The organism is Micromonospora sp. RHAY321 (assembly GCF_023896955.1).
In the GTDB taxonomy this organism is placed as follows: domain Bacteria; phylum Actinomycetota; class Actinomycetes; order Mycobacteriales; family Micromonosporaceae; genus Micromonospora.
Map to the genome: position 1 here is coordinate 127,184 of NZ_JAMHIW010000004.1, position 12,066 is coordinate 139,249.

Sequence of the window (12,066 nt, forward strand, 5' to 3'; positions counted from 1 at the left end):
TCCCACGAGGAGGTCCCGTGCCACAACCGGAGTGGTCACCCCCGATGAGCCGGCGTCGACGCCGGCTCATCGCCGTCCTGGCGACAACCGCGACAGTCGCCGCGCTGCTCCCCACCGGCGCGAGCACCGCGGCCCCCGCCAGCGGCGCGCCATCCGCCGAGCGCCGGTCCGGCCCGTTCGCCGAGGGGCACCAGCACGCCGACGTCGACAACCGCACCGGTACGGCGGCACCCGACGCCCGCCAGCGCGGGCTGGCCCGCGCCGCCGACCCCGACGTCCGGTGGAACCGGCTCGGCACACCGCAGGCGCTCGGCCCCGGCCGTACCCCGCTCGCCACCGGGCTGCCCACCGACCCGGAGGCCACGGCCCGCGCCTACCTGGCCGCCAACCGCGATCTGTTCGGAATGGACACCGACACGGTGGCCAAGCTGGAGCGGGTGCTGGTCCGCCCCATCGGCAGCGGCGCCGTGGTCACCCTGCGGCAGCGCTTCGGCGACCTGCCGGCCGGGCCGGACGGCCTGGTCACCATCGCGGTCACCGGCGGCGCGGTGCTGTCGGTCAGTTCCTCGCTCGCCCGCGACACCGGCGCGCCCGCGCCGGCCACCCGCACCGCCGACCAGGCGTACGCCGCAGCGCTCGCCGACGCCAAACTGGACGCCACCGCGGTGGCGAGCCACACCGTGCGCGCGGTGGCCGTGCCCACCCCGTCCGACGGCCCCCGGGCCGCCTACGAGGTGACCCTGATCGGCGCGGACACCGACCACCCGGCCGCGTTCACCACCTACGTGGACGGGATCACCGGGCAGGTGCTGGTCCGCGAGGACCTCGTCGACTACGACTCGGACAACCCGAGCTGGGCGGTCTTCCCGGCCACGCCGCCGCGCGACCTCGCCCCCGGGCAGGACCCCCGGGTGCGCTGGTGCGGCGACCCCGCGCCCGGCTGCCAGGCCGCCTTCCGCGACCCGGCGACCGGCCAGCCGTGGGACGTCGACGCGGCCACCGGCACGCCCACCTTCACCTCGCGCGGCAACTCGGCCAACACGGTGCTCTCCTGGGGCGCCGGCACCCCGGTCGTCCCGGCCACCCCCAACCCGGAGCGCCGCTACGAGTACCCGTTCACCGACCAGTGGCACCAGGCGAAGTGCAACCCGGAGGTGTTCACGTCCGCGCAGCGCAACGACGCGGACGCGGCGATCAGCAACCTCTTCGCCATGCACAACCGGATGCACGACTGGGCGTACCAGCTGGGCTTCACCGAGTCGGTGTGGAACCTCCAGGCGGTCAACCTGAAGCCCGGCGGCCTGGGCGGCGACGCCGAGCAGGGCCGCGCACAGCAGGGCGCGCTGACCGGCAACCGGAACAACGCCAACCAGGGCACCCCGCGCGACGGGCTGCCGCCGACGACCAACATGTACCTGTGGCAGCCGCAGGCCGGCGGGCCGTACCCGCCGTGCGTGGACGGCGACTACGACATGACGGTGATTGGCCACGAGTACACCCACGCGATCAGCAACCGGATGATCGCCGGCCCGGACAGCGGCATCGGCGGCCACCAGGGCGGGTCGATGGGCGAGTCGTGGAGCGACCTGCTCGCCGCCGAGTACCTCTTCCAGCACGGGCTGCGGGCCCCCGGCGAGACGCCCTTCGTCACGGGCGGCTACGTCACCGGCAACCTGGTCAGCGGCATCCGTAACTACGACCTCAGCCGCAGCCCGCTGAACTACTCCGACATCGGCTACAACACCGGCGGTCCGGCCGTGCACGCGGACGGCGAGATCTGGGGGGCCACCAACTTCCGGGTCCGGTCCGCCATGGTGAAGCGGTACGGCCTCGGCACCCCCCAGCGGCAACTGGAGTGCGCGCAGGGCAAGGTCGCAGCCGACCAGTGCCCGGGTAACCGGCGCTGGTCGCAGCTCGTCTTCGACTCGTTCCTGCTCCAGGCCGCCAGCCAGGTCAGCATGCTCGACATGCGGGACAACATGCTCACCGCCGACCTGCTTCGCTTCGGCGGCGCCAACCAGGACCTGATCTGGGCCGAGTTCGCCCGCTCCGGGATGGGCCGGGACGCCGCCACCAACGGCGCCGCCGACACCGACCCGACGCCGAGCTTCGCCTCACCGCGCGGCGGCAACGCGACGCTCACCCTGCGCCCGCGTGGGGACAGCGCCGACGCGCCGATCCGGGTGTACGTCGGGGCGTACGAGGCACGGGCGACGCCGATCGCGGACACCGACCCGGCCACGCCGATCCCGGACACCGTGGAGATGGTGGCCGGCACGTACGACCTGCTCGCGGTGGCGCCCGGCTTCGGGCACCAGCGGCTCAGCGTCGTCGCCAAGGCCGGTCAGGACGGGTACGTGGACCTGCGGATGAGCCGCAACCTCGCGTCCACCGCGTCCGGCGCCACGATCAGCGGCGACGGGGTCAACCTGGACCGCGTCGCCGACGACACCGAGGCGACGAACTGGGCCTCCCTGGACGGGGTGGCCGGCCGACAGCTCACCGTGGCGCTGCCCGGCGACGCACCCCAGGTGGTCAAGCGGGTGAACGTCAGCGCCATGCTGCGTCCCGCCATCGTCGGGGACGCCGACACCGGCAGTCAGAACGCGCTCAGCGCGCTGCGCTCGTTCGCGGTGTCGGCCTGCAACGCGAAGACCACCGACTGCGCCGACCCGGCCCGCTGGCAACGGATCTACACCAGTGCCGGCGACGCGTTCCCCGGTGGGGCGTACCGGGCGTACAGCCGGGACATCAACCTCCGGACGTTCGCGGTGCCCACCACGCTCGCCACCCACCTGCGACTGGAGGTGCTGGCCAGCCAGTGCACCGGCGGCCCGAACTACGCCGGTGAGCAGGACGACGACCCGGCCACGACGACGGACTGCGCGACCGCCAGCCCGGCCCGGGACCAGGTCAGGATCGCCGAGTTCCAGGCGTTCTCGAAGTGACACCGTCGGGGCCGGCGGACTCCGCCGGCCCCGACACCTCCCGATCTCAGCGGCCCCCGCGATCAGCGGCGGGCCGGTCGCCAGCGGCCCGCGGGGGGCGGTCGCTCCCAGAGCCGGTCCACCGGTGGCTCGTCGGCCTCGGCGGTCGCGACGCGGGTGAGGTGGCGCAGCCGCAGCAGCAGCCCCAACCCGAGCGAGAGCAGCAGCCCGCCGAGCAGGAACGCCGCCTGCGTCACGCCGAAGCCGCCGGACTGCGACACCGGGCGGCCGGGCGCCGGCGGCGCGGCAGCGACCTCCTGGTCACCGATCGGCTCCGTGCTCTCCTGCTCGCCTGGCGCGGTCGCCGGGTCGCTGGGCTCCGCCGGTGTGCCGGTCGGCTCCGCCGAGCTGCTCGGTGTGCCGCCCGCCCCCACCACCGAACGGGTGGCCGTCTGGCGGGCCAGCAGGCGCAGGTTGGCGTCGTACGCCTCCGCGGCGAGGGTGACCCGTCCCCGGGTGACGTCCTCGGCGAAGGCCACCCGGTAGCGGGCGGTGACCGTGCGGTCCGGGCAGAGCGTGCCCGGGTCGAGCTGCCGGTCGGTCAGCCGGGCCACGTCACCCTCGGTCCGGATCTCCAGCGGAAAGTCGCCGGTCTCCTCCACCCGATCCATCTTCACCTGGTCGAGCCGGATGCCCTGCACGCTGAGCACCATCGACCAGCGCACCTTCACGCACCCGCCGCGCCGGTCGGTCTGCGACACCACGGCGGAGACCGTGCGGACCTGGTCGCCGGCGGTGAACCGGGCCGGCAGGCCACTCAGCTCGGTGGCGAACGCCGCCTGCGCCGGAGCGGCCAGCACCAGCTCCACCCCACTCAGACAGGCCAGCACCACCCCGAGCCGCAGCGCGTACCGCCACACCGTCATCACCGCCGTCTCCGTTCGGTTGCCTCCACCCCGCAACGCTAGGAGCGGTGCGTCGAGGCGAACAGACGGGTGTGTTCGCACCGGGCGGCAAGGACGGGGCGGGTTTTCACCGACCGTGGTGAACCGGTCACGGGTCCCCCGCGACACGCCGCGCACCGGGTCGCTGGGACAATCGCCACCGTGTCCGAACTCTCCGCCACTTTCGTCCGGCTGCACGCCCGGCTCGCCCCGGTGGCCTTCGTCCCCGAGGTGCGGCTGCACCAGGCGGACGAGCCGATCGGGCTCTGGGAGCTGACCGAGGGTGAGTTCAGCAGCGACCGGCCGCCGCCGTTCTGGGCCTTCGCCTGGGCCGGTGGTCAGGCCCTCGCCCGTCACGTGACCGACCACCCGGAGCTGGTCGCCGGCCGCCGGGTGCTGGACCTCGCCTCCGGCTCCGGCCTGGTGGCCATCGCCGCCGCCCGCGCCGGCGCGGCCACCGTCCGGGCCGTCGAGGTCGACGAGCTGGCGGTGGCGGCGGTCGCGCTGAACGCCGAGGCCAACGGGGTACGCGTCGACGCCGAGTTCGGCGACATCCTCGACGGCGACGCCGGGGACGCCGAGGTGGTGCTCGCGGGAGACGTGTTCTACAGCGAGGCGATGGCTCGGCGGGTGCTGCGGTTCCTGCTCCGCGCCACCCGGGCGGGCGCCCTGGCGTTGGTCGGCGACCCCGGCCGCGCGTTCCTGCCCCGGGAACGCTTCGACGAGCTGGCCCACTACGACGTGCCGGTGACGGAAGCCCTGGAGAGCGTGCGGGTGAAGCGCACCACCGTCTGGCAGTTGCGGGCCGGGCTGCCGGGAGCCGCCGGCTAGCGTGTCGGCGTGCTGTTCCGGAGCTGGGCGTCCGAGGTCGGGGCACCCTGGCCGGACGTGGCCACGGTGACCGACCACGTCGGCGTACCCCATCTGGTCGTGACCCGGCACGCGCTGGTCCGCCAGGTCCTCGCGGACCCGGTCGCCTACCGGCCGGACAACGCGCTGGACGCGGTGACCCCGATGCCGGTGACGGCGCTGCGGGTGCTCGCCGGGCACCGGTTCCGGCTACCGCCGACCCTGGCGAACAACTCCGGCGCCAGCCATCCGGCGATCCGGTCGATCGTCGCCGACGCGCTGCACCCCGCCCGGGTCGCCGCGCAGCGTCCCTGGCTCACCGCGCTGGTCCGGGAACGGGTCGCCCGGCTGGCCGCCAGCCTCGACGCCGGTGCGGCGGTCGACCTCTACGCGGAGCTCGCCGCCGACCTGCCACTGCTGGTGCTGGCCCGGCTGGTCGAGCTGCCGGACGCGCCGGTCGGCGCGGTCAAGCAGTTCGCCCGGGCCGCCCTTGAGCTGTTCTGGGCACCGCTGGACCCCGACCGGCAGGTGGCGCTCGCTGCCGAGGTGGGCCGCTTCCACGGCGTGCTGCGCGACTTCGCGGCCACCGGCGGCGGGCTGGCCGCCGAGCTGCGCAAGGCCGGGCACGCCCCGGACGTGGTGGTCGGCGCGCTCTTCTTCCTGCTGGTCGCCGGGCAGGAGACCACCTCGCAGTTCCTCACCCTGCTGCTGCACCGGCTGGCCGGCGAGCCCTCGGTGCTGACCGGGCTCCGCACCGGTGAGGTCGCGGTGGCCGACGTGGTCGAGGAGGGGCTGCGGCTGGAACCGCCGATCGTCACCTGGCGCCGGGTCGCCGCTGCGGACAACATGCTGGGCGGGACCGCCGTGCCGGCGGGTACGAGCCTCGTGCTCTGGCTGGCCCGCGCCGGTCGGGATCCGGCGGTCGTCGAGGCGCCCGACGAGTTCCGGCCCGGCCAGCGCGGATCGCGCCGGCATGTGGCGTTCGGTGCCGGCGCGCACCGCTGCGTCGGTGACGTGCTGGCCCGGATGGAGGCGGCCGTGGTGGTGACCGAGGCCGCACCGCTGCTGGACGGGGTGACCGTGGTCCGCGCACCGTGGTGCCCGGACAACCTCACCTTCCGGATGCCCGACGCCTTCGTCGTCCGCCGCGGCTGACCGGCGGCCCGCTGGCGGGCTGTGGGACTGACGAAAGTCAGGTGCGGTGGTCGCCGTTCGGGCGCGGTGCCGCTCCCCCTCGCGCGCCTAGCGTCAGCGCATGATCACATTACGTGGGTTGACGAAACGGTTCGGGGCGACCGTCGCGGTCGACTCCCTGACCGTCGACGTCGCGCCCGGGCGGGTCACCGGCTTCCTCGGCCCGAACGGCGCCGGCAAGTCCACCACCATGCGGATGATCCTCGGCCTGGACCGGCCCACCGCCGGGCAGGCGCTGGTCGGCGGCCGGGCGTACCGGGAGCTGCGGCGGCCGCTGCACGAGGTGGGCGCGCTGCTCGACGCCCGGGCCATCCACCCGGCCCGGTCCGGCCGTGCGCACCTGCTGGCCATGGCCCGCAGCAACGGCATTCCCGGTCGCCGGGTGGACGAGGTGCTCGACACCGTCGGCCTCGACGGGCGCGCCGCGGCCAAGCCGGGCCGCACCCTCTCCCTCGGGATGGGGCAGCGGCTCGGCATCGCCGGCGCGCTGCTCGGCGACCCGCCGGTGCTGATGTTCGACGAGCCGGTCAACGGCCTCGACCCGGACGGGGTGCGCTGGGTCCGGCAGCTGATGCGCTCCCTCGCCGACCAGGGACGGACCGTCTTCGTCTCCAGCCACCTGATGAGCGAGATGCAGCTCACCGCCGACCAGCTCGTGGTCATCGGGCGCGGACGGCTGCTCGCCGACGCCCCGATCGACGACGTGATCGCCGGCAGCGCGGTCGCCGTCCGGGTCCGCAGTCCGCACGCGGACGGGCTGGCCACCCTGGCCGCGCGCCTCACCGCGGCCGGCGCGACCGTCGAGCCGGCCGGCGCCGACGAGCTGACCGTCACCGGGAGCACCGTGGACCGGGTCGGTGACCTGGCGTACGAGCTGGGGGTCCGGTTGCACGAGCTGAGCCCGCACGGCGCATCGCTGGAGCAGGCGTTCATGGAGCTGACCGCCGACAGCGTCGAGTACGCCGGCGGCCCGACCGGAAGCGGGGCACGATGAGCACCAGCACCATCCCGGACACCGGCACCAGCCCGGACACCCGTCCCGCCCCGGGCGCCTTCCGCGGCGCGGTGGCCGCCGAGTGGACCAAGCTGTTCTCGGTGCGGACCACCCGGTGGACCGCGATGGCGGCGCTGCTGCTGATGGCCGCGAGCGCCGGCCAGCTGGCCATCTACGCGGCCAACGCCAACACCAACGACGACCCGGCCGACGACCCGGGCATCGTCACCGCCGGCAGCGTGGTGGTCAGCGCCGTCGAGCTGACCCAGTACGCCGTGCTGGCGCTGGGCCTGCTGGCGATCACCGCCGAGTTCACCAGCGGCACCATCCGGACGACGCTGCAGTGCACCCCGGCACGTGGTCGGGTGCTGCTGGCCAAGGCCGTGGTGGCCGGCGCGGTCACCTTCGTCCTCGGCCTGCTGCTCGGCGGCGTCGGCGCCCTGGTCGCGCGGCCGGTGCTCGGCCGGTGGGGCAGTGCGCCCATGGCCAGCACCATCGGCGACATTCTGGCGGTGGCGACCTACCTGGCGCTGGTCAGCGTGCTGGCGCTGGGCCTCGGCGCGGCGCTACGCAGCGCGGTGCTCACCCTCACGGTGCTCTTCGCCACCCTGATGATCGTGCCGCTGTCGCTCCAGGAGCCGGACATCGCCGTGCTGAACCGGATCGCCGACGTGTTCCCCGGCGTTGCCGGTGGGCACTTCCTGGCCGGCGACGTCGAGCCGTATCCCGGCGCGGTCGGGCTGCTGCTGCTCGCCGGCTGGGCCGGCGCGGCGCTGCTGCTGGGCCGGGCCGTGCTGCGCCGCCGCGACGCCTGACCGGTGGGCGGGGGCCGACCGGCCCCCGCTCACCCGTCGACCAGCCCCGCCTCGTAGGCGATGATCGCCGCCTGCACCCGGTTGCGTACGTCCAACCGGGTGAAGATGCTGGTCAGGTAGCTCTTCACGGTGCCCTCGACCAGGTGCAGCCGGCGGGCGATCTCGGCGTTGGACAGCCCCGCCCCGACCAGCGCCAGCACCTCCCGTTCCCGCTCGGTCAGCGCCGCCGTCCGGTCCCGCGCGACGGGCCGGCGGGCCAACCGCCCGGCGCCCAGCTCGATCACCCGGCGGGCCACCCGCGGCGACAGGTACGCCCCACCGTCGGCGACCGCGTGCACCCCGGCGATCAGCTCGCGCGGGTCGCCGGCCTTGAGCAGGAACCCGCTGGCACCGTGGCCGAGCGCCCGGGCCACGTGGTCGTCCTCACCGAAGGTGGTCAGCATGACCGTCGCCGTCGCCGGCGCCACCCGGTGGATCTCGGCGGCGGCGGCCAGCCCGTCCAGGCGCGGCATCCGGATGTCCAGCAACGCCACCCGGGGTCGGTGCGCCCGGACCAGCTCCACCGCCGCCCGCCCGTCGCCGGCCTCGGCGACCACCTCGATGCCCGGGTCGGCGGCGAGGATGGCCCGAACGCCCGCCCGGATCATCGCCTCGTCGTCGGCGAGGACCACCCGGACCGGCGAGACTGCGGTGTCCGTGTTCACTACGCGATCCGCTCCTTGTCGACCAGCCGGCCGTCGGTGAAGCACAGCCGCCAGGTCGGCTGGGCGAGGGGGAAGTTGCCGTCGGTGTAGAACTCGCAGCCGGGCTCCTCGCCGCCGGACGGCGGTGTGACCTGCCGGCGGGGCAACCCCGCCAGGTCGGCGCGCGCGGTGCCGGGCCGCATCCGGTCGTACGTCGCCTCGTCCAGCACCGTGCCGGCCGTGGCGAACGGGTAGTAGACCAGCGACAAGGCCAGCGCGAGCCCGGCCGGGGCGGCGAGCGCGGTCAGCAGACTGCGCCGTACCCGACGACGGGCCGCCTGCAGCCGCCGCTCGGCGTCCGCCGGCCACTCCATCCCGCCGCCGGCCGACCCGGCACCGGTCACCGCACCGGGCTCGGCGGACCTCAGCCCGGCGGGAACGCCGACGGTCGGGTCGGCGGGGACGCCATCGGCGGGCATCGGCAACCGGGCCCGTACCTCGAAGCCGCCGTCCGGGCGCGGGCCGGTGTCCAGGACGCCGCCGGCCAGGCGGACCCGCTCGGCGAGGGCCAGCAGGCCGCTGCCCGAGGACGGCGGCGTGGGCAACGGACCGGCCGGTGGTGGCCCGTTGAGCACCCGTACCTCGATCTCGTTCGCCTCGGGGGCGAGGGTGACGGTGACCGGGGCGCCCGGGGCGTACCGGGCCGCGTTGGTGAGCGCCTCCCGGACCACCCGGTGGGCGGCGAGCCCGGTCATCCCGGGCAGCTCGACCACGGTGGGCGGGGCGTCCAACAGGACCGTCATGCCGGCCTCCCGGGCACCGTCGACCACATCGGTGACGGTCTCCCCGGCCGGTCGGAGCCCGGCGCTCCCGCCCTCCTCGCGGAGCACACCGATGATGCCGTGCAGCCGTTCCGTGGCGGCGGCGACGCTGGCTCGCAGCTCCCCCACCGCCGCCCGATGCCGCGGGTCGAGGTCGTCGGCGAGCTCCAGCGCCGCGGCGCGCAACGCGATGAGACTGAGGTCGTGGCCGAGGGAGTCGTGCATCTCCTCGGCGATCCGGGCCCGCTCCCGCAGCCGGATCCGGTCGCCGGCGCCGCGTTGCTCCCGTGCCAGCGCGTCGGCGTGCCGGCGATCGGCGTCGGCCAGTTCCCGCTGCTGCCGGCGGTACCGGCCGACCAACCACGGGAACACCCCGGCGAACAGCAGCACCGAGGCGAGCAGGAACCAGGTGGCCGCTTCGGTGCCGAGCAGCCCCAGGTTCAGCACCGTGCCACCGACCGCGATCACACCGAACAGCACGGCCGCCGGAGTCGCCCCGGCGCTGCGCCGCCCGGTGAGATAGCTGAACACCGGGATGGCGAACACGAAGTTGCCGTCGACCAGCGACGCCAGCACCACCAGCGACAGGCCCACCAGCGGACGACGCCGGCCCAGCGCCACCGCCACGGCCAGCACTGCCAGCCCGCCGAGCAGCAACGCCAGAGTGCGCGGCGAGTACGGCGGGGTCAGCCTCGCGAACCCCATCGGCGCGGCCAGCACCGCCCAGAGCAGCGCGTCCGCCAGCAGCGCCGGCCGCACGCCCCACGCTGCGCCCGCCGGCCACCTCGGGATCCTCACGGCCGCCAGGCTACCCACGCCCGACCTGGGCGGGCACTGACGAAAGTCAGGTGGTCAGCCGATCTCCTCGGCCCAGGCCCGCCAGTCGTCCAGCACACCGTGCAGCGCCGGGGTGAGCCAGCCGGGGGCCGAGCGCCGGAACACGCCCGGGTCCATGGCGCCCGCACCGTCCGGCACCACACCGAGCAGGTTCGGCACCAGATCGGTGAGGTTGGTCCAGTGCACCAGTTCCGGCGTCGACGGCCAGGCGCCGATCACCACACCGGCCGGCACCGCCCGCCGGTCCAGCGCCTCCAGGGTCAACGCCGTGTGGTTGAGCGTGCCCAGCCCGGCGCGGGCGACCACCACCGCCGGCGCACCGAGCGACACCGCCAGGTCGGCCAACGTCCACGGCTCACCGGACGGGCGCAGCCCCATCGGGACCAGCAGCCCACCGGCGCCCTCGACCAGCACCAGATCATGCTTGTCGGTCTCGTCGCGGACGGCGTCCACGGCGGTGTACAGCTCCAACGGCGGCAGGTCGGCGACCCGGGCGGCGGCCAGCGGGGCGAGCGGGTCGGGATAACTCGCCAGGGTGCGGCCGGTGAGCGGCGCGGCCAACCGGTTGATCGCGTCCACGTCGCCGGGTTCGCCGCTGGCCGTACCCGTCTGGCCGGGTTTGACCACGGCCACCCGCAGGCCGGCGGCCTGCGCGGCGGCGGCGATCGCGGCGGTCACCACCGTCTTGCCGACCTCGGTGTCGGTGCCGGTGACGAGCACCGGCCCGCGCCACGCCCCGGGCACCGCACTCACGGGGCGCACTCCACGACGACGTCCAGCGCCCGCTCGAAATCCGCCCGGGGCACGCCGGCGCTGACGGTGAGTCGCAGCCGGGAGCGGCTGTCCGGGGTGGACGGCGGCCGGAAGCAGCCCACCGCGACGCCGCGGTCCCGGCAGTCGGCGGCCCACGCCGTCGCCGCCTCCGGCCCGGGGGCGGTCACCGAGATCACCGCCGCGTCCGGTGCGGAGACGGTCAACCCGGCGGCGCGCAGCCGCGCGACCGCCAGCGCCACCCGGTCGGCCAGCTCGGCGCGCAGGCCCTCGCCGTCGCGGGCCAGCCGCAACGCGGCGTGTACGCCGGCGGCGACCGCCGGGGGCAGCGCGGTGTCGAAGATGAACGTGCGCCCGGTCTCGACCAGGTGCCGGACGAACTCGGCCGGGCCGGCCACCACCCCGCCCGCTCCTCCGAGCGCCTTGGAGAGCGTGGCGGTGACCACGACGTCCGGTGCGCCGGCCAGCCCGGCGGCGGCGACCGCGCCGGCACCGGCGGGACCGGTCACGCCGAGCGCGTGCGCGTCGTCGACCAGCAGGAGTGCGCCGTAGCGGCGGGCCACCGCGTGCAGCTCGGCCAGCGGGGCGAGGTCGCCGTCGACGGAGAAGACCGACTCGGTGACCACGACCGCCGGGCGGCCCGGTGCGACGGCCAGGGCGGCGGCCACCGCCGTCACGTCCGCGTGCGGGGTCACCACGGTCTCGGCGCCGGAGATGCGGCAGCCGTCGATCAGGGACGCGTGGTTGTGCGCGTCGGAGACGAGCAGCGTCCGGGGTTGGACGAGGGCCCGCAGCGCGCCGAGATTGGCCAGGTAGCCGGAGGAGAAGACGAGGGATCCGTCAGTGCCCAGCCACCGCGCCAGCTCGACCTCCAGCGCCTGGTGCGCGTCGGTGGAGCCGCGTACCAGCCGCGACCCGGTCGCCCCCAGCCCGTACGCCGACAGCGCCGCCGCGGCCGCGCCGACGACCTCCGGGTGGGTGGCCAGGCCCAGGTAGTCGTTGCCGGCCAGGTCGGTCATCCCGTCCCCGGCGGGGCGCGGGTGCAGCCGCCGGGTCAGCCCGGCCTTCGCCCGCAGCTCCGCACGGCGGTCGAGCGCCGCCAGCCAGTCCGCCACCGTCACCCCTTCGCCGCCGTCCGCGCCGGTCACCCCGACACCCGCCGGGCGAAATTACCACCCACCACCACCGGCCCGGCGGATCCACCCGCCGCCGACCCGACGCGGCCCCGCCC

At 75.5% G+C, this 12,066-nt stretch carries 10 protein-coding genes; 5 read left to right on the plus strand and 5 right to left on the minus strand.

Going from position 1 to position 12,066, the window contains the following annotated elements; translation table 11 throughout:
• Positions 1-17: 17 nt before the first annotated feature.
• Positions 18-2,948 (plus strand): M36 family metallopeptidase, encoded by a 2,931-nt coding sequence (locus tag M8C17_RS11720; RefSeq protein ID WP_252416461.1) that lies wholly within the window; start codon positions 18-20, stop codon positions 2,946-2,948.
• 62 nt (positions 2,949-3,010) lie between these two features.
• Here M8C17_RS11720 and M8C17_RS11725 read toward each other — a convergent pair whose 3' ends face one another.
• The gene (locus tag M8C17_RS11725) at positions 3,011-3,853 is read right to left on the minus strand and encodes a hypothetical protein (RefSeq protein WP_252416771.1); all 843 of its coding nucleotides are present in this window, start codon (positions 3,851-3,853) and stop codon (positions 3,011-3,013) included.
• Positions 3,854-4,033: 180 nt separating this feature from the next.
• Here M8C17_RS11725 and M8C17_RS11730 point away from each other — a divergent pair, with 180 nt between their 5' ends.
• The 4 genes from M8C17_RS11730 to M8C17_RS11745 all read left to right on the plus strand — a co-directional run bounded on the left by M8C17_RS11730 (position 4,034) and on the right by M8C17_RS11745 (position 7,723).
• Complete coding sequence (locus tag M8C17_RS11730; protein WP_252416462.1) at positions 4,034-4,702, plus strand: methyltransferase; 669 nt, start codon at positions 4,034-4,036, stop codon at positions 4,700-4,702.
• 9 nt (positions 4,703-4,711) lie between these two features.
• On the plus strand, positions 4,712-5,875 hold the full coding sequence (locus M8C17_RS11735) for a cytochrome P450 (protein ID WP_374558127.1): 1,164 nt from the start codon (positions 4,712-4,714) through the stop codon (positions 5,873-5,875).
• 100 nt (positions 5,876-5,975) lie between these two features.
• A complete protein-coding gene (locus M8C17_RS11740; protein WP_252416463.1) occupies positions 5,976-6,908 on the plus strand; it encodes an ABC transporter ATP-binding protein in 933 nt (310 codons plus the stop codon).
• Complete coding sequence (locus M8C17_RS11745; protein ID WP_252416464.1) at positions 6,905-7,723, plus strand: ABC transporter permease; 819 nt, start codon at positions 6,905-6,907, stop codon at positions 7,721-7,723. Before M8C17_RS11740 ends, M8C17_RS11745 begins: the two co-directional genes overlap by 4 nt.
• Before the next feature lie 29 nt (positions 7,724-7,752).
• On the opposite strand, the gene M8C17_RS11750 is transcribed toward M8C17_RS11745, so the two are convergent.
• Genes M8C17_RS11750 through M8C17_RS11765 form a run of 4 tightly spaced genes read right to left on the minus strand, consistent with a single transcriptional unit; the run spans position 7,753 to position 11,950 of the window.
• The gene (locus M8C17_RS11750; RefSeq protein WP_252416773.1) at positions 7,753-8,370 is read right to left on the minus strand and encodes a response regulator; all 618 of its coding nucleotides are present in this window, start codon (positions 8,368-8,370) and stop codon (positions 7,753-7,755) included.
• Positions 8,371-8,426: 56 nt separating this feature from the next.
• Entirely contained in the window at positions 8,427-10,025 is a 1,599-nt protein-coding gene (locus tag M8C17_RS11755) for a sensor histidine kinase (protein ID WP_252416465.1), read from the minus strand.
• A 54-nt stretch (positions 10,026-10,079) separates the two neighbouring features.
• Positions 10,080-10,826 (minus strand): dethiobiotin synthase, encoded by a 747-nt coding sequence (bioD, locus tag M8C17_RS11760; RefSeq protein WP_252416466.1) that lies wholly within the window; start codon positions 10,824-10,826, stop codon positions 10,080-10,082.
• Complete coding sequence (locus tag M8C17_RS11765; RefSeq protein WP_252416774.1) at positions 10,814-11,950, minus strand: 8-amino-7-oxononanoate synthase; 1,137 nt, start codon at positions 11,948-11,950, stop codon at positions 10,814-10,816. The genes bioD and M8C17_RS11765 overlap by 13 nt, the downstream gene beginning before the upstream one ends.
• Positions 11,951-12,066: the final 116 nt, after the last annotated feature.